Here is an 18,327-nt window from a genome sequence, read left to right on the forward strand (position 1 = left end):
CTATATCCTGCCTGTGTTTGGCTTTTCGCCGGATCGCCGCAGTTGACGGGTCCGGCAATCCATGGTGAACACCGCGACGACATTTCCTGAGCCGCCCGGGCATTGTCCGGCGGCTCGCGCATGCTTTTAAGTGAAAAACACCCGATGGCAACCGAACGATACAATCCGCGCGCGTCAGAGCCCAAATGGCAGAAGGCCTGGGACGCCAAGAAGCTGTTCGAAGCCGACAATGACGACCCGCGCCCGAAATACTACGTGCTGGAGATGTTCCCCTATCCGTCGGGGCGCATCCATATCGGCCATACCCGCAACTATACGATGGGCGATGTGGTGGCGCGCTACAAGCGGGCCAAGGGTTTCAATGTGCTGCACCCGATGGGCTGGGACGCCTTTGGCATGCCAGCCGAAAACGCGGCGATGCAGAACAAGGTCCATCCCAAGGACTGGACCTATCAGAACATCGCCGCCATGCGCGAGCAGCTCAAGGTCATGGGCCTGTCGCTCGATTGGGCGCGCGAGTTCGCCACCTGCGATGTCGACTACTATCACCGCCAGCAGATGCTGTTCCTCGATTTCGTCGAGAAGGGGCTGGTGACGCGCAAATCCTCCAAGGTCAACTGGGATCCGGAGGACATGACGGTGCTTGCCAACGAGCAGGTCATCGACGGACGCGGCTGGCGCTCAGGCGCGCTGGTGGAACAGCGCGAGCTGACGCAGTGGTTCTTCAAGATCACCGATTATGCGCAGGATCTGCTGGATTCACTCGATCAGCTCGACGACTGGCCGGAAAAAGTGAAGCTGATGCAGGCGAACTGGATCGGCCGTTCAGAAGGGCTGCTGATCCGCTGGCCGCTGGTCAAGCCAATCGCCGGCGAGCATGAGCTCGAAGTCTATACGACAAGGCCCGACACGATCTTCGGCGCGTCCTTCATGGCGATTGCGGCCGACCATCCGCTGGCCAAAAAGGCCGCCGAAGACAATCCGGCACTGGCAAAGTTCATCGACGAAGTCCGCCATATGGGCACTTCGGCGGCGGCCTTGGAGACGGCCGAGAAGAAGGGTTTCGATACCGGCACTCGCGTCGTCCATCCGTTCGACGAGAGGTGGACGCTACCCGTCTACGTCGCCAATTTCGTGCTGATGGACTATGGCACCGGCGCCATCTTCGGCTGCCCGGCACATGACCAGCGCGACCTCGACTTCGCCAACAGATACGGCCTTCCGGTCATTCCGGTGGTGATGCCGGAAGGCGAGAATCAAGGAAGCTTCCAGGTCATCGACGAGGCTTACGTCGATGATGGCGCGATGATCAATTCGCGCTTCCTCGACGGCATGAAGCCGGATCAGGCATTCGACGAGGTGGCGAAGCTGCTGGAACAAAGGACCATCGGCAACCGGCCGATGGCCGAGCGCAAGGTGAATTTCCGCCTGCGCGACTGGGGCATTTCGCGCCAGCGCTATTGGGGCTGCCCGATCCCGATGATCCATTGCGAGGATTGCGGCGTGGTGCCGGTGCCGAAAGCCGACCTGCCGGTCAAGCTGCCGGACGACATCGAGTTCGACCGGCCGGGCAATCCGCTCGATCGCCATCCGACATGGCGGCACGTCAAATGCCCGCGTTGCGGCAAGGATGCGCGGCGCGAAACCGACACGATGGACACATTTGTCGATTCTTCGTGGTATTTCGCGCGCTTCACCGCGCCGTGGGCAAACGATCCGACCGATCCCGAGGCCGCGACTGAATGGCTGCCGGTCGACCAGTATATTGGCGGTATTGAGCATGCGATCCTGCATTTGCTCTATTCGCGCTTTTTCACCCGCGCCATGCGCGAGACCGGCCATGTCGATCTCGCCGAGCCGTTCAGGGGCCTGTTCACGCAAGGCATGGTGGTACACGAGACCTATCGGGTTGGCGGCGCCTCGAACGGCCGCTGGCTTGCGCCAAGCGAGGTCAGGCTGGAAGACGCCGACGGCAAGCGCCGCGCCTTCGAAATCGCCACCGGCGAAGAGGCGGTGATCGGTCCGCTCGAAAAAATGTCGAAGTCGAAGAAGAATACGGTGAGTCCGGAAGAGATCACCGACGGCTACGGCGCCGATACGGCGCGCTGGTTCATGCTGTCGGACTCGCCGCCCGAGCGCGATGTCGAATGGACCGACGAGGGTGCGGCCGGCGCGCATCGCTTCATCCAGCGCATCTGGCGCCTGGTGTCGACGGCTACCGAATCGCTCGCCGGAGTCCGGCCAGAGGCGGCGAAGGACGGCGAGGCCGGGACAGTGTCCAAGGCCGCGCACAAGATCCTGAAGTTGGTCGGCGAGGATATCGAAAAGCTCGCCTTCAACCGCGCCATCGCCCGCATCTATGAGCTCGCCAATGCCTTGACCGTACCGCTCAACGAGGCGGCAGAGGGCAAGGCCGGTCCGGCCCTGCAAGCGGCCTGCCGTGAGGCCGTCGAGATCCTGGTGCACCTGATCGCGCCGGTCATGCCGCATCTGGCCGAGGAGTGCTGGCAGACGCTCGGCGGCACCGACCTTGTCGCCGAACGGCCCTGGCCGGACTACGATGCCTCGCTTGTCGTCGACGCCGAGATCGTGCTGCCGGTCCAGGTCAACGGCAAGAAGCGCGGTGATTTGACAATTGCCCGCGACGCGGACCAAGGTGCGGTCGAAAAAGCGGTTCTGGCTCTCGAGTTCGTGCAGAAAGCGCTCGAAGGTAAGGCGCCGCGCAAGGTGATCATCGTGCCGCAGAGGATCGTCAATGTCGTTGCCTGATCCGAAAAAAGCGGAGCTGACGCTGCGCCGTGTCGTGCTTTACGGGCTGCTCGCCTCGGTGGCGCTGGTTTCCGCCTGCACGGTGCGGCCGCTCTATTCGAGCGCGCCGCTGATCGCCGGCTCGCAGGTCGGCGCCGCTGCCGAGCTGGCATCGATCTCGGTCAAGCCGGTCAAGACCCGCTACGCCCAGCAGGTCCGCAACAATTTGATCTTCGCGCTCGGCCAGGGCGCCGGCGAGCCGGCTTCGCCGGTCTATTCGCTTGATCTCGGCGTCTCCGAACTCGTCGAATCGGCGGCAATCGAGCAGGTCACGACCGACGAGGACGAGCCGACCGCCGGCACTGTGACGCTGACTGCCAACTATGTGCTCAGCGATGCCAAGACGGGCACGGTCATAGCGAGGGGCAAGCGCTCGATTCCGTCGTCATACGACAGGCCGCGCCAGGAATTCGCGTCATACCGGGCCCAGATCGACGCCGAGAACCGTGCGGCGCGCGAGCTGGCAGATGTGCTGCGGCTGTCGATTGCCCAGGATCTGATCAAGCACGGCAGGCCGGCGGCAAGCTAGGTCTTTCCAGAGTGCGCAATCTGCAAAAAAAGGCCGATTGCTCGGCCTTTTTTGTTCGTAGGACAGTCGCTTCAGCCGATCTTCTGCCCGGTCTTTGCCCAGTCGGCGAGGAACAGTTCCAGGCCCTTGTCGGTCAGCGGGTGCTTGACCAGCGCCTTGAGCGTCGCCGGCGGCGCGGTGATGACATCGGCACCGATCAGCGCCGCCTGCTTGACATGGTTCACGGTACGCACCGAAGCGGTCAGGATTTCAGTCTGGAAGTCATAATTGTCGTAGATGGTGCGGATATCGGCAATCAGCTCCATGCCGTCCCAGCCGCTGTCGTCGATGCGGCCGACGAAGGGCGAGATGAAGGAGGCGCCGGCCTTGGCGGCGAGCAGCGCCTGGGTGGCCGAGAAGCACAGCGTGACGTTGACCATGCGGCCGTCCGACCGGATGTCCTTGCAGGCTCTCAGGCCGTCGAGCGTCAGCGGCACCTTGATGCAGACATTGTCGGCGATCCTGGCCAGGATCTTGGCCTCCGCCATCATGTCCTTGTATTCGGTGGCGACGACTTCGGCCGAGACTGGGCCCTTGACGATCTCGCAGATCTCTCTTGTGACGTCGGCGATCTTGCCACCGGATTTCAGGATCAGCGACGGATTGGTGGTTACGCCGTCGAGCAGCCCCAAATCGTTCAGCTCGCGGATTTCCTTGACATCGGCGGTGTCGACAAAAAATTTCATGGCGGTCTCCTGAAGATTTTTCATGTGCACGTCATGCACATTTGGGGTCGGACTTTGATCTAGACCAAAGTCGGGGCAAGGTCACGCCTCATGATCGAAGATTCGCCCTTTGTCGCGGCCGCACCGGTGCTGGTGCCGATGCCCGCCGAGCGCCCCTACACCTATGCCGTGCCGGCTGGCATGCGCGTCGTGCCGGGCTCGATCGTGCGCGTTCCGCTTGGGCCCCGCCAGGTCGCCGGCATCGTCTGGGACGGCGCCGTCGAAAAGGTTGACGCGAAGAAATTGCGGCCGATCGAGCAGGTTTTCGACTGCCCGCCGATCGACCGCGCGATGCGGCGTTTTGTCGATTGGGTGGCGCAGTACACACTGTCGCCGCCCGGCATGGTGGCGCGCATGCTGCTCAGGGCGCCGGAGGCGTTCGACCCGGAGCCGTGGATCGAAGGGCTGCAGCGCACCTTCGCCAAGCCCGACCGGATGACGGAGGCGAGGACGCGCGTGCTGGAGACGGCCGAAGGCGGACTTGCCTGGACGCGATCCGGCCTGGCGCATGCGGCAGGCGTGTCGTCGTCGGTGGTGGACGGGCTGCGGGCGCAGGGCGTATTCCAGACGGTGATGATCCCGCCGCGGCCGGTGGTCGCAGCACCCGATCCTGGCTACGCCGTGCCTTCACTGATGCCCGACCAGAGCGATGCCGCCGAGACGCTGCGCGCCAATGTCGCGACCGGTACATTCGGGGTCACCCTGCTCGACGGTGTAACCGGATCCGGCAAGACGGAGGTCTATTTCGAGGCGGTCGCGGCCGCGCTCGATCGTGGCAAGCAGGTGCTGATCCTGCTGCCGGAAATTGCGCTGACCCACGCTTTCCTCGAACGCTTCCAGGAGCGGTTCGGTGCCAAGCCGGCGGAGTGGCACTCGGACCTGCCGCCAAGAATGCGCGAAAAGGTCTGGCGACAGGTGGCGGAAGGCGGCGTGCGGGTCGTCGCCGGCGCGCGCTCGGCGCTGTTCCTGCCGTTCAGGGAGCTTGGACTGATCGTCGTCGACGAAGAGCACGATCCCGCCTACAAGCAGGAGGATCGCGTCTTTTACAACGCGCGCGACATGGCCGTGGTGCGCGGCCATATCGGCGGCTTTCCGGTCGTGCTCGCCTCGGCGACACCGTCGGTCGAAAGCCGGGTCAATGCCAGCCAGGGCCGCTACAGCAGGGCGGTGCTTTCGGCGCGCTTTGCCGAGGCGGCACTTCCCGATCTCAAGACGATCGACATGCGCCGCGCGCCGCCGGCACGCGGCGGCTTCCTGTCGCCGGTGCTGCTCGGCCATATGCGGCAGACGCTGGAAAGAAAGGAACAGTCGCTGCTGTTCCTCAACCGGCGCGGCTATGCGCCGCTGACGCTCTGCCGGGTCTGCGGCCACCGCTTCGGCTGTCCGGTCTGCTCGGCCTGGCTGGTCGAGCACCGCTTTCGCGGCCAGCTCGTCTGCCACCACTGCGGGCACAATGAACGCCGGCCCGAAGCCTGTCCGGAATGCGGTACGCTCGATCATCTGGTCGCCTGCGGGCCGGGCGTCGAGCGCATCGCCGAGGAGGTCGTCGCGCATTTCCCCGATGCCCGCACTATCGTACTGTCGTCCGACCTGATGGGCGGCGTGCGCCGGCTGCGGCTCGAGCTTGAAGCCATCGCCAATGGCGAGGCCGACATCGTCATCGGCACGCAACTCGTCGCCAAGGGCCATAATTTCCCCAACATGACGCTGGTCGGTGTGGTCGATGCCGATCTCGGCCTTGCCAATGGCGATCCGCGCGCCGCCGAGCGCACTTTCCAACTGCTCAGCCAGGTGACCGGCCGCGCCGGCCGCACCGGCAAGAAGAGCCTTGGCCTGCTGCAGACTTTCCAGCCCGACCATCCCGTAATGCGGGCGATCGTCTCCGGCGATGCCGAGGCCTTCTACGAACGTGAGATCGCCGAACGCGAGCGGGCGGGGCTGCCGCCCTTCGGCCGGCTGGCCGGCGTCATCGTCAGCGCGGCGACACGGGCGGAAGCCGAAGGGCACGCCCGCGGCCTGCGCCGAGCCGCGCCGCAGGCCAGCGACCTGTTCGTGCTCGGCCCGGCCGAGGCGCCGCTATCATTGATCGGCGGGCGCCATCGCTTTCGCCTGCTGATCCAGGGCGAACGGCGCGCCGACATGCAAGGATTCATCCGCACCATGCTGGCTGAGGGACCGAAGATACGGGGTTCGGTACGCGTCCAGGTCGACATCGACCCGCAGAGCTTCTTGTGAAGGGGCTCAGAGGATAGGCTTCCGTAAATTGCCGATGCCCATCTGGCGTATGTCTCTTGCTTCGTTAGAATGCCCGAAATTTTGAATATCCATTTACGAGGGGAAACATGGAATTTGCGTTTCCGTGGCCGATGAGCCAGGGCGAGTGGCTGGCATGGTCGAGCGCCGTGGTGACCTTGCTGTTCGGCCTGCTGCTGTTCCTGGCGCCAGGGTTGGCCTTCCGGATCCTGCGGCTGCAGGTCAGACCGGAGAAGGCAGCGGCGATCGCCGAGGGGCGCGGCCGGATGTCGGGCTTCTATCTCGGCCTCAGCCTGTGCTGCATCCTCCTGGCGCAGCCGCTGCTCTATATGGCGCTCGGCTTCTCCTGGCTGTTCACCGCCTTCGGCCGGCTGCTGTCGATGATGTCGGACGGCGCCAACACGCCGTTCAACTGGGCATCCATCGTCGTCGAGCTGGTGCTGGCGGCGCTGCCTCTGGCCTTCGCCTTCGGCTTTTTGCCCTGAATCAGGGATCAATCCGGGGTTGGTTGCTGAACTCGGCCACCGGATGCGACAATAGTGCCTGAAAACCATGCCGGACGACGCATTGCGGTCTGAAAATGCCTGTGCTAGACGGCAATCGACTTTCGACCGGGGATAGCGGAAGCCGCGCCTCCGTGCTTGGAAAAATGCAGTAAGGTCAAAGATTTAGCCAGAGTTTTTGCTCGCGCCAACAATCTGCGGCCTGTCAGACAAGAGAAAAGACGGTCCGTGGCCCAATCGTCATCGCCAATCTCAGGTGTCGCAGAACGCTATGCGGGTTCGCTGTTCGAACTCGCGCTGCAGACCAATTCGGTCGCCAGCGTCGAGGCCGACCTCAACAGTTTCGAAGCGATGCTCGAAGGCAGCGCTGACCTTTCGCGGCTGATCAGGAGCCCTGTCTTCTCCAGCGAGGACCAGGCCAAGGCGATCGCCGCGATCGCCGACAAAGCGGGGATCACCGGCCTCACCGGCAATTTCCTGCGCGTCGTTGCCCAGAATCGCCGGCTGTTTGCCGTGCCCGGCATGATCAAGGCGTTCCGCCAGATCGCCGCCGAACACCGCGGCGAGACCGCCGCCGAGGTCACCTCGGCGCATGCGCTGACGCCTGCCCAGCAAACCGAGCTGAAAGCAGCGCTGAAAAGCGTCGCCGGCAAGGACGTGGCGATCACGGTCACCGTTGATCCGTCGCTGCTCGGCGGACTGGTGGTCAAGATCGGCTCGCGCCAGATCGATACGTCGCTCAAAACCAAACTCAATTCGCTCAAGCTTGCACTGAAAGAGGTCGGCTGATGGACATCCGCGCCGCGGAAATTTCCGCAATTCTGAAAGACCAGATCAAGAATTTCGGCAAGGAGGCCGAGGTCTCCGAAGTCGGCCAGGTGCTGTCCGTCGGTGACGGTATCGCCCGCGTCTACGGCCTCGACAATGTCCAGGCCGGCGAGATGGTCGAGTTCCCCGGCGGCATCCGCGGCATGGCGCTCAACCTCGAAGCCGACAATGTCGGCGTTGTCATCTTCGGCGCCGACCGCGACATCAAGGAAGGCGACACCGTCAAGCGCACCGGCGCCATCGTCGATGCGCCCGTCGGCATGGGCTTGCTCGGCCGCGTCGTCGACGCGCTCGGCAACCCGATTGACGGCAAAGGCCCGATCCAGGCCACCGAACGCAAGCGCGTCGACGTCAAGGCGCCCGGCATCATCCCGCGCAAATCGGTGAACGAGCCGATGTCGACCGGCCTCAAGGCCATCGACGCGCTGATCCCGGTCGGCCGCGGCCAGCGCGAGCTGGTCATCGGCGACCGCCAGACCGGCAAGACCGCGATCATCCTCGACACCATGCTCAACCAGAAATCGGTGCACGACAACGGCCCTGAGAAGGAAAAGCTGTACTGCGTCTATGTCGCCGTCGGCCAGAAGCGCTCGACGGTGGCGCAGTTCGTCAAGGTCCTGGAAGAGCGCGGCGCGCTCGACTATTCGATCATCATCGCCGCGACCGCCTCCGATCCGGCGCCGATGCAGTTCCTGGCGCCGTTCACCGCCTGCACCATGGGCGAATATTTCCGCGACAACGGCATGCACGCGCTGATCAGCTACGACGATCTGTCGAAGCAGGCCGTCGCCTATCGCCAGATGTCGCTGCTGCTGCGCCGTCCTCCGGGCCGCGAGGCCTATCCCGGCGACGTCTTCTACCTGCACTCGCGCCTGCTCGAGCGCGCTGCCAAGCTCAACGACGAAAATGGCGGCGGGTCTCTGACGGCGCTGCCGATCATCGAAACGCAGGCCAACGACGTTTCGGCCTATATCCCGACCAACGTCATCTCGATCACCGACGGCCAGATCTTCCTGGAAACCAATCTGTTCTTCCAGGGCGTGCGCCCGGCGGTCAATGTCGGCCTTTCGGTGTCGCGCGTCGGCTCCTCGGCGCAGATCAAGGCGATGAAGCAGGTTGCCGGATCGATCAAGGGCGAGCTCGCGCAGTACCGCGAAATGGCTGCTTTCGCGCAGTTCGGCTCCGACCTCGATGCCGCCACGCAACGCCTGCTCAACCGCGGCTCGCGCCTGACCGAGCTGTTGAAGCAGCCGCAATTCTCGCCGCTCAAGGTCGAGGAGCAGGTCGCGGTGATCTTCGCCGGCGTCAACGGCTATCTCGACAAGCTGACGATCAACCAGGTCGGCAAGTTCGAGCATGGCCTGTTGTCGCATATGCGCTCGGCCGGCAAGGACGTGCTCGACGGCATCCGCAAGGAGAAGGCGCTGTCCGACGATCTGCGCGCCAGGCTGAAGGCAGAAATCGACGCCTTCGCCAAGACCTTTGCTTGAGCAGGACGGACGGGATCAGGTTTGAAGCATGCCTTCGTTAAAAGACCTTCGTAACCGTATCGCCTCGGTCAAGGCGACGCAGAAGATCACCAAGGCGATGCAGATGGTCGCCGCGGCGAAGCTGCGTCGCGCGCAGGAAGCGGCGGAAGCGGCGCGTCCCTATTCGGAGCGTATGGGCGCGGTGCTGGCCAATATCACCCAGGCGATCGGCGGCGGCGGCGATGCCCCGGCACTGATGACCGGCACCGGCAAGGACGACGTGCATCTGCTTGTCGTCTGCACGGCCGAACGCGGTCTGTGCGGCGGCTTCAATTCGCAGATCGCCCGTTTTGCCCGCGACCACATCCGCAAGCTTCTGGCAGACGGCAAGCAGGTCAAGATCATCTGCGTCGGCAAGAAGGGGTTCGACATATTGCGCCGCGACTACGGCGCGCTGATCATCGAGCGTGTCGACCTGCGCGAGGTCAAGACGCTGGGCTTTGTCAATGCCGATGCCATCGCCAAGAAGGTGATCCACCTGTTCAACGAAGGCGGCTTCGATATCTGCACGCTGTTCTATTCGCAGTTCAAGTCGGTGATCAGCCAGATCCCGACGGCGCAGCAAATTATCCCGGCGGGCACGCCTGCGGCTGGCGCGGAAGTGAGGGATGGCGGCAGCGCCGTCTACGAATACGAGCCGGAGCCGGGCGAGATCCTCTCCGATCTCATCCCGCGCAACATTTCCGTGCAGGTTTTTCGCGCGCTGCTCGAGAATGCTGCCGGCGAGATGGGCGCCAAGATGAGCGCCATGGACAATGCGACGCGCAACGCCGGCGACATGATTAACAAATTGTCGATCACCTACAACCGCCAGCGGCAGGCGCAGATCACCAAGGAATTGATCGAAATCATTTCGGGCGCCGAGGCGCTCTAGGCACGCTCACAAGGAGGTCATCGACCTCAAGCGTGTGAGAAACAAAGAGACGAAAAGGGTAAGGACGATGGCGAAAGCAGCGACCCCGAAGACGGCAGCCCCGAAGGCCGCGGCACCAGCGAAGGCTCCGGCAGCAGCAAAGGCCGCTCCGGCCAAGAAAGCGGCAGCAACCAAGGTCGCCCCTGTGAATGCGCCGGCCGCCACCATCAAGAAGACCGGCCTGGCAGGCAAGGTTCGCCAGGTCATCGGCGCTGTTGTCGACGTCCAGTTCGGCGAACATCTGCCGGCGATCCTGAACGCGCTTGAGACGATCAACGTCGGCAATCGCCTGGTGCTAGAGGTGGCCCAGCATCTGGGCGAAAACACCGTGCGCTGCATCGCCATGGACTCGACCGAAGGTCTGGTCCGCGGCCAGGACGTCTATGATACCGGCGCTCCGATCACCGTGCCGGTTGGCCCGGGCATGCTCGGCCGCATCATCAACGTCATCGGCGAGCCGGTCGACGAGGCAGGCCCGGTCGACGGCATCGAGATGCGCTCGATTCACCAGCCGGCGCCGACCTATGTCGAGCAGTCGACGGAAGCGCAGATCCTGGTCACCGGCATCAAGGTGCTCGACCTGCTGGCCCCCTATGCCCGCGGCGGCAAGATCGGCCTGTTCGGCGGCGCCGGCGTCGGCAAGACGGTGCTGATCCAGGAACTGATCAACAACGTCGCCAAGGCGCATGGCGGCTTCTCGGTGTTCGCCGGCGTCGGCGAGCGCACCCGCGAAGGCAACGACCTCTATCACGAGTTCATCGAGTCTGGCGTCAACAAGAAGGGCGGCGGCGAAGGCTCCAAGGCCGCGCTCGTCTATGGCCAGATGAACGAGCCGCCGGGCGCCCGCGCGCGCGTCGGCCTGACCGGGCTGACGGTTGCCGAATATTTCCGCGATCAGGGCCAGGACGTGCTGTTCTTCGTAGACAACATCTTCCGTTTCACGCAGGCGGGCTCGGAAGTGTCGGCGCTGCTCGGCCGCATTCCTTCGGCCGTGGGCTACCAGCCGACGCTGGCCACCGACATGGGTGCGCTGCAGGAGCGTATCACCACGACGACCAAGGGTTCGATCACCTCGGTGCAGGCGATCTATGTGCCGGCCGACGACCTGACCGACCCTGCACCGGCGACCTCGTTCGCCCACCTCGACGCGACGACCGTGCTCAACCGCGCGATTTCGGAAAAGGGCATCTATCCGGCGGTCGATCCGCTCGATTCGACCTCGCGCATGCTCGACCCGATGGTTGTCGGCGAAGAGCATTACCAGGTCGCCCGCCAGGTGCAGTCGATCCTTCAGCGCTACAAGTCGCTGCAGGACATCATCGCCATCCTGGGCATGGACGAGCTGTCGGAAGAGGATAAGCAGACCGTGGCCCGCGCCCGCAAGATCGAGCGCTTCCTGTCGCAGCCCTTCTTCGTCGCCGAAGTGTTCACCGGCGCACCGGGCAAGCTGGTCGACCTCGCCGACACCATCAAGGGCTTCAAGGGCCTTTGCAACGGCGATTACGACCATCTGCCGGAGGCCGCCTTCTACATGGTCGGCGGCATCGAGGAAGCGGTCGAGAAGGCACAGCGCCTGGCCGCTGAAGCGGCCTGATGGTGAATGGTCAATAGTGAATTGTGAGTGGGGAGTAGCGGATAGGAAATCGGGGGCTGAGTGAAGGTCATTCTTTCTGACCATTCACCATTCACCATTCACCAGTCGCTAAATTGATCATGCCTGAAGCTTTCAAATTCGAACTGGTCTCGCCGGAGCGCCTCTTGGTTTCCGAGCAGGTCGAATCCGTCGTCATTCCGGGCGCCGAGGGCGAAATGACTGTCATGGCGCATCACGCGCCGGTCATGACGACGATCAAGCCGGGCGTCGTCACGCTAAAGACCGCGCAAGGCAAGGAAGAGCGCTACGTGGTGTTCGGCGGCTTTGCCGACATCGTTCCGGCCGGCTGCACGCTGCTGGCGGAATCGGCTGTGGCCGTCGGCGACATCGACCGCGCCGACCTTGCCCGCCGCATCCAGGAGGCCAGGGAAGACGCCGCCGACGCCAAGGACGACCAGACCCGCAGCAAGGCCGAGCAGTTCCTCAACCAGCTTACGACGCTTGAAGGTGCGCTGTTGCCGGCTTAACAGGCGCCCCTTGCCTTCTCCCCTTGTGGGAGAAGGTGGATCGGCGCGCAGCGCCGAGACGGTTGAGGGGTGTTGGAAGAACTGAGACGGCGGCGATCCCTGGAGCACCCCTCATCCGACCGAGCTCCGCTCGGCCACCTTCTCCCACAAGGGGAGAAGGGGGGCTGGTCACACCGTCAGCGTCTCCACCGCGCGCATGACGCCGCGCAGTTCGGCGAGGCCCTTCAGGCGGCCGATGCAGGAATAGCCGGGGTTCACCTTTTTGCCGATGTCGTCGACGATCGCGTGGCCATGGTCCGGACGCATCGGCACCTGCCAGTCCGCCCTGCCTGCCGCCTTGCGCCGCCGCTCTTCGCCAATCAGCGCCGACACGACCGCCACCATGTCGGTGTCGCCGTCGAGGTGCTCGGCTTCGTGGAAGGAGCCGTCTGGCTCCTTGGTGACATTGCGCAGATGGGCGAAATGGATGTTTTCGGCGAAGGCCTCGGCCATCGTCGGCAGATCGTTCTGCGCGCCCGCGCCGTAGGAGCCGGTGCACAGGGTCAGCCCGTTAGCCGGCGAAGCGACCGCGTCGAGCAGCGCGCGGGCATCATTGGCGTTGGAAACGATGCGCGGCAGGCCGAACAGCGAAAAGGGCGGATCGTCGGGGTGGATCGCCAATCTGACGCCGGCCTCTTCGGCCACCGGCACGATCTCGCGCAGGAAGGCAAACAGGTTTTCGCGCAGGCCTTCGGTGGAGACGTCCTTGTAGAGGTCGAGAGCGCGGCGGAAGCTTGCCCGATCGAAGATGAATTCGCGCGCCGGGACCCAGCCGATCAGGTTGCGCTCCAGCCTTGCCTTGTCGCTGTCGCTCATCCCTTCCAGCCGCGCACGCGCGGCCTCGATACGGGCCGGTGGGTGATCGGCCTCCGCCCCTTCTCGCTCAAGGATGAAGACGTCATAGGCGCAGAGCTCGACGACATCGAAGCGCAGCGCCGTGCCGCCATGCGGCATCGGATAATCGAGGTCGGTGCGCGTCCAGTCGGTGATCGCCATGAAATTATAGCAGACGGTGTTGATACGGGCGGCGGCGACGGAGCGGACCGACGCCTTGTAATTGTCGATCAGGGTGCGCCAGTTGCCGCTGCGGGTCTTGATGTCCTCGTGCACGACGATGCTCTCGACCACATCCCAGGTCAAGCCTGCTGCCTCGATCTCGGCCTTGCGCCTGGCGATCTCGTCCGCCGGCCAGGCGCGGCCGTCATTGAGGTGATGCAGCGCGCTGACGATGCCGACGGCGCCGGCTTGACGGACATGGGCAAGCGTCACCGGATCGTCCGGCCCGAACCAGCGCCAGGTTTGTCTCATGGCTTCTCACTGCCTATGCCAAGCGCTGCGAAGGCAGCGGCAGGTCCGCCCCGCCGCAGGCGCTCGAGATGGGCTGCCGTCAGATCGATCAGTGTCATGCGGTGGGCATGGTCCTTGGCGAAGCCGGCGAGATCGAATATCGCTGTCACCGTTTCACCAGCCGGTCGGCTGCCGAGCGCCGTAAGCCGAATGTCGATCGGGTCGGTGAAATGAGCTTCCGGCAAGGTTTTGCCGCGCGCCTCGCAAGCGGCGATCCAGGCCGCCACCACCAGCATGAGATGCGCGGGCGGGTCACCAGCACCCAGCCGATCGAGGGCAGAGGCGACGATGCGCTGCGGCAGCTTCTGGCTGCCGTCATTGGCGATCTGCGCCGTGCGATGGGCGAGCGCGGTGTTCGAATAGCGTTCGGCGAGCTGGGCCGTGTAGCCGGCCGTATCGAGCCCGGCGTCCTGCGGCAGCGTCGGGATGGCCTCGGCCCATAGTCCGTCGACGAATTGCCGGATCGCCGGGTCGGCAAAGGCGCGGTCGACCGTGTCGTAGCCGCTGAGCAGGCCGAGATAGGCGATTGCCGAATGCGAACCGTTGAGCAGCCGCAGCTTCATGTCCTCGAAGGGCCCGACGTCGCCGACCATGGTGACGCCGAACTTTTCCCAGGCCGGCCTGCCTGCCGGGAAATCATCCTCGACCACCCATTGGCAGAACGGCTCGGTCATCACCGGCCAGGCATCCTCGACGCCGAGCTCGACGGCGATACGCGCCCGGTCGGCATCGGTGGTCGCCGGCACGATGCGGTCGACCATGCTCGACGGGAAGGCGACGCCGTCGGCGATGTGTGCGGCGAGCCTGGCATCGCCCGAAGTGGCGAGCCTGGCATCGCGCAGTGCGGCGAATTCGACCAGCAGGCGGTGCAGCGTGGCACCATTGGCCGGAAGGTTGTCGCAGCAGAGCACGGTGAAAGGCTGGATGCCGGCGGCACGGCGGCGCGACAGCGCCTCGGTCAGGAAACCATGCGCCGTCCGTGGCATTTGCGGGTTGGCCAGATCATGGACGATGTCGGGGTGGGTATTGTCGAGGCCGCCGCCGGCTGCCCTCAAATAGGCCTTTTCGGTGATCGTCAGCGTGACGATGCGGGTGCGCGGATCGGTCAGGGCGGCGAGCACCGCAGCCGGATCTTCCGGCGCCACCAGCAGCGACAGGATCGAGCCGACGACGCGCAGCTCTTCGCCGACGCTGCTCCTGATCGCCAGCGTGTAGTGGCCATCCTGCGGCGCCAGTGCGTCGCGCGTGTCAGGACTGCGCAAGGACACGCCGACAATGCCCCAGTCCGCCTCGCCCGCCGCCAGGCAGTCGTCGACATAGGCCGCCTGGTGGGCGCGATGGAAGGCACCGACGCCGAGATGGACGATGCCCGGTGCAATAGCGCCGCGGGCGTAGCGCGGGACCGCGACCGAAGCCGGCAGTGCCTTCAGCGTGCTGTTGGAAAGGCGTCTATTGGTCATTGCGCCACGTGTCTGATCGAGATTGTTGGGTCACTGCTGGCAGGCGGCGTAACACCCGATACCGTCACGCACAATGGGCAATGGCCGACGAAAAGTCATCATACAACAACCCAGTTTTTGTATGTTGACATTATTTCTTTCCAACCCTACCGATGTCCGGATTGGGAGGATTCACGTGGCCGCATTGACGGATCCGGACTTGCTGTTTGCCGCCGAGGCGCGCCCGCGTTCGCTGGCCCGCGATCTCTATGCCGCGGTCAAAGACCTGCCGATCGTCAGCCCGCACGGCCACACCGATCCGCGCTGGTATGCGCTCAACGAGGCGTTTCCCGATCCGACGCAGTTGCTGATCGTGCCGGACCACTACATTTTCCGCATGCTGTTCAGCCAGGGCGTTCGGCTTGAGGAGCTTGGTGTGCCGACGCTTGACGGCTCGCTGGTTGAAACCGACGGCAGAACGATCTGGCGGTGCTTCGCCGAGCATTATTACCTGTTCCGCGGCACGCCGACCCGGCTGTGGTTCGACCATGTGCTTGCCCATCTGTTCGGCATCGACGAGCCGCTGACGGCCGCAACCGCCGACCGCCATTACGATATGATCTCGACCTTGCTGCAGTGGGAGAATTTTCGCCCGCGAGCGCTGTTCGAGCGCTTCAATATTGAAGTCATCGCGACGACCGAAGGCGCGCTCGACGATCTCCGATGGCACCAGATGATCCGCGACAGCGGCTGGGAAGGCCGCGTCGTCACCGCCTATCGGCCGGATGCGATCGTCGATCCCGACTTCGAAGGCTTTTCGGCCAATCTCGACCGGCTTGGCGAGATCACCGGCTGCGACACCGGCAATTGGGCCGGCTATCTCGATGCGCATCGCCAGCGGCGCGCCTTCTTCAAGAGCTTTGGCGCGACTTCCTCCGATCACGGCCATCCGACGGCCGAAACCGCCAATCTCTCGGATGCCGCCGCGCAGGAGCTGTTCAACCGCATCCGCCGGGGCTCGGACGACGAGCGCGAGCGAAAGCTGTTCCGCGCCCAGATGCTGACCGAGATGGCCAAGATGAGCCGCGACGACGGGCTGGTCCTGCAGATCCATCCCGGCTCCTGGCGCAATCATTCGCCTTCTATCTTTCACAAGTTCGGCAGGGACAAAGGCTTCGATATTCCGACCCGAACCGACTATGTGACGGCGCTGAAGCCGCTGCTCGACTGCGTCGGGCTGGAGCGCGACCTCACCATCATCCTCTTCACCCTCGACGAGACCAGCTATGCGCGCGAGCTGGCGCCGCTCGCCGGCGTCTACCCGGCATTGAAGCTCGGGCCGGCCTGGTGGTTCCACGACAGCCCCGAAGGCATGCGCAGGTTCCGTGAGATGACCACCGAAACCGCCGGTTTCTACAACACCGTCGGTTTCAACGACGATACCCGCGCCTTTCCATCCATACCGGCCCGCCATGATGTGGCGCGCCGGGTCGATTGCGCTTTTCTGGCGCGTCTCGTCGCCGAGCATCGGCTCGGCGAGGACGAGGCGCACGAGCTGGCGCAGGAACTTGCCTATACGCTCGCGAAAAAGGCGTACCGGCTCTAACGGCGCTTGCCGCCATCGTTCAAACGGGAGGAAACCAATGCTGCATTTTTCGAGACTGGCGGGGGCTACGCTAGTTGCCGCCGCACTGCTGGCCGGAACGGCAAGCGCTCAGACGGTTCTGCGCTCGTCCGACACCCACCCGGACGGCTATCCGACGGTCGAGGCGGTCAAATATTTCGGCGAGCTGGTGAAGGAGCGCACGGCCGGCCGCTATGTGGTCGAGATCTATCCTTCCGCGCAACTTGGCGAGGAAAAGGACACGATCGAGCAGGTGCGCACCGGCGTGATCGATCTCAACCGCGTCTCGATGGCGCCGTTCAACGGGCTCATCCCGGAGACCACCGTGCCCTCGCTGCCCTACATCTTCCGTTCGGAAGAGCATATGCACAAGGTCATGGACGGGGTGATCGGCGACCAGATCGCGGCGGCGTTCGACCAGGTCGGGCTGGTGCTGCTCGCCTTTTACGACGGCGGCTCGCGCTCCTTCTATAATTCGAAGAAGCCGATCAACACTGTAGCCGATATGGCCGGCATGAAGTTCCGCGTCATCCAGTCCGACATCTTCGTCGACATGGTGGCGGCACTCGGCGCCAACGCGACGCCGATGCCGTATGGCGAGGTGTATTCGGCGATCGAGACCGGAGTCATCGACGGCGCGGAGAACAATTTTCCGAGCTACGACACCGCCAAGCATGCGGAAGTCGCCAAGTACTATTCGCTCGACGAGCACACGATGGTGCCGGAAGCCTTCGTCATGGCGAAGTCGAGCTGGGACAAGCTGACGCCGGAAGACCAGGCGATCTTCAAGGCGGCCGCCAAGGAAAGCGTCGCCAAGCAGCGCGAGCTGTGGACCGCCAAGGTCAAGGAATCGCGCGCCAAGGTCGAGGCGGCCGGTTCGCAGATCACGACGCCGGACAAGCAGCCCTTCATCGACGCGATGGGGCCGGTCTACGAGAAGCACGTCAAGGATGACAAGCTGAAGGCCATGGTCGAAGCCATCAAGGCCGTGCAGTGATCAAGCGGCGGCGCGGACATTCCGTGCCGCCATCCTCCTGGGGAGAAAACCGGTGACTTCCAGCCCAAGACCAACACCGCTCCTGTCCGGCGTCGCGCAAGTGATGTCGCGCGTCAGCACGGCGGCGCTGTCGATCGCCGGCATCGGGCTGGTGCTGATGACCGCCTTCGTCGCCTGGCAGGTGTTCGGCCGCTATGTTCTGAACCGCTCGCCGAGCTGGACCGAGCCGGGCTCGGTGATGCTGATGAGCTGGTTCATTTTCCTCGGCGCTGCCGTCGGTGTGCGCGAGAACTACCATCTTGGCTTCGACGTACTGCTCTACGTGCTGCCGAAAGGCGGCAAGCGCTGGCTGCGGATGATTTCGGATCTTGTCGCGCTCGCCTTCGGCATCGGCATGATCTGGTATGGCAGCCAGCTGGTCGCATTGACCTGGGGCTCCGTCTTGCCGTCACTCGGCATATCGGGGGGCTGGGACTATGTCCCGCTTGTCGCGGGAGGCGCGCTCATCGTGCTCTTCACGCTGGAGCGCATCGTGCTTCGCCTCTCCGGCGCGCCGATCGACGATGCCCTCGATGAACTGCCGCCGGCCGAAGTCGCGGCCGAACTCGACACCGCCAACATGAAGGTCTGACG

At 64.2% G+C, this 18,327-nt stretch carries 15 protein-coding genes; 12 read left to right on the plus strand and 3 right to left on the minus strand.

Translation table 11 applies throughout. The features are described 5' to 3' along the window. The first annotated feature begins 144 nt into the window (after positions 1-144). Together leuS and NKJ15_RS08385 are read left to right on the plus strand one after the other, a co-directional pair. A complete protein-coding gene (leuS, locus tag NKJ15_RS08380) occupies positions 145-2,769 on the plus strand; it encodes a leucine--tRNA ligase (protein ID WP_352814804.1) in 2,625 nt (874 codons plus the stop codon). Then, positions 2,756-3,337, plus strand: coding sequence for an LPS assembly lipoprotein LptE (locus tag NKJ15_RS08385; protein ID WP_352613270.1), 582 nt, complete (start codon positions 2,756-2,758; stop codon positions 3,335-3,337). The genes leuS and NKJ15_RS08385 overlap by 14 nt, the downstream gene beginning before the upstream one ends. Before the next feature lie 71 nt (positions 3,338-3,408). Here NKJ15_RS08385 and fsa read toward each other — a convergent pair whose 3' ends face one another. Beyond that, positions 3,409-4,062 carry a fructose-6-phosphate aldolase gene (gene fsa, locus NKJ15_RS08390; protein WP_023678103.1) on the minus strand — a complete coding sequence of 218 codons (654 nt, stop codon included), beginning with the start codon at positions 4,060-4,062 and terminating at the stop codon, positions 3,409-3,411. Between the two features lie 90 nt (positions 4,063-4,152). Between fsa and NKJ15_RS08395 the strand changes: the two genes are divergently transcribed. From NKJ15_RS08395 to NKJ15_RS08425, 7 genes are all read left to right on the plus strand, one after another. Continuing rightward, entirely contained in the window at positions 4,153-6,336 is a 2,184-nt protein-coding gene (locus NKJ15_RS08395) for a primosomal protein N' (protein WP_352704840.1), read from the plus strand. Between the two features lie 107 nt (positions 6,337-6,443). Then, the gene (locus NKJ15_RS08400) at positions 6,444-6,839 is read left to right on the plus strand and encodes an AGROH133_08824 family phage infection protein (protein WP_023678101.1); all 396 of its coding nucleotides are present in this window, start codon (positions 6,444-6,446) and stop codon (positions 6,837-6,839) included. Positions 6,840-7,085: 246 nt separating this feature from the next. After that, positions 7,086-7,646, plus strand: coding sequence for a F0F1 ATP synthase subunit delta (locus tag NKJ15_RS08405; protein ID WP_352814807.1), 561 nt, complete (start codon positions 7,086-7,088; stop codon positions 7,644-7,646). Continuing rightward, the gene (gene atpA, locus NKJ15_RS08410) at positions 7,646-9,175 is read left to right on the plus strand and encodes a F0F1 ATP synthase subunit alpha (RefSeq protein ID WP_352471281.1); all 1,530 of its coding nucleotides are present in this window, start codon (positions 7,646-7,648) and stop codon (positions 9,173-9,175) included. Before NKJ15_RS08405 ends, atpA begins: the two co-directional genes overlap by 1 nt. 28 nt (positions 9,176-9,203) lie before the next feature. After that, on the plus strand, positions 9,204-10,088 hold the full coding sequence (locus NKJ15_RS08415) for a F0F1 ATP synthase subunit gamma (protein WP_352814809.1): 885 nt from the start codon (positions 9,204-9,206) through the stop codon (positions 10,086-10,088). A 67-nt stretch (positions 10,089-10,155) separates the two neighbouring features. After that, positions 10,156-11,721: a F0F1 ATP synthase subunit beta gene (atpD, locus tag NKJ15_RS08420; RefSeq protein WP_352814811.1), complete on the plus strand. Its 1,566-nt coding sequence runs from the start codon at positions 10,156-10,158 to the stop codon at positions 11,719-11,721. 119 nt (positions 11,722-11,840) lie between these two features. Continuing rightward, a complete protein-coding gene (locus NKJ15_RS08425; RefSeq protein ID WP_023678096.1) occupies positions 11,841-12,248 on the plus strand; it encodes a F0F1 ATP synthase subunit epsilon in 408 nt (135 codons plus the stop codon). A 168-nt stretch (positions 12,249-12,416) separates the two neighbouring features. On the opposite strand, the gene uxuA is transcribed toward NKJ15_RS08425, so the two are convergent. Then, on the minus strand, positions 12,417-13,595 hold the full coding sequence (gene uxuA, locus NKJ15_RS08430) for a mannonate dehydratase (RefSeq protein ID WP_352814813.1): 1,179 nt from the start codon (positions 13,593-13,595) through the stop codon (positions 12,417-12,419). After that, positions 13,592-15,094, minus strand: coding sequence for a mannitol dehydrogenase family protein (locus tag NKJ15_RS08435; protein ID WP_352814815.1), 1,503 nt, complete (start codon positions 15,092-15,094; stop codon positions 13,592-13,594). The genes uxuA and NKJ15_RS08435 overlap by 4 nt, the downstream gene beginning before the upstream one ends. A 175-nt stretch (positions 15,095-15,269) precedes the next feature. Here NKJ15_RS08435 and uxaC point away from each other — a divergent pair, with 175 nt between their 5' ends. The 3 genes from uxaC to NKJ15_RS08450 all read left to right on the plus strand — a co-directional run bounded on the left by uxaC (position 15,270) and on the right by NKJ15_RS08450 (position 18,325). Then, positions 15,270-16,679: a glucuronate isomerase gene (uxaC, locus tag NKJ15_RS08440; protein ID WP_352814817.1), complete on the plus strand. Its 1,410-nt coding sequence runs from the start codon at positions 15,270-15,272 to the stop codon at positions 16,677-16,679. Between the two features lie 37 nt (positions 16,680-16,716). Further along, positions 16,717-17,694, plus strand: coding sequence for a TRAP transporter substrate-binding protein (locus NKJ15_RS08445; protein WP_352814818.1), 978 nt, complete (start codon positions 16,717-16,719; stop codon positions 17,692-17,694). Positions 17,695-17,797: 103 nt separating this feature from the next. Beyond that, positions 17,798-18,325: a TRAP transporter small permease gene (locus tag NKJ15_RS08450; RefSeq protein ID WP_352815008.1), complete on the plus strand. Its 528-nt coding sequence runs from the start codon at positions 17,798-17,800 to the stop codon at positions 18,323-18,325. Positions 18,326-18,327 lie beyond the last annotated feature (2 nt).

The organism is Mesorhizobium sp. M0207, from assembly GCF_040321995.1.
In the GTDB taxonomy this organism is placed as follows: Bacteria; Pseudomonadota; Alphaproteobacteria; order Rhizobiales; family Rhizobiaceae; genus Mesorhizobium.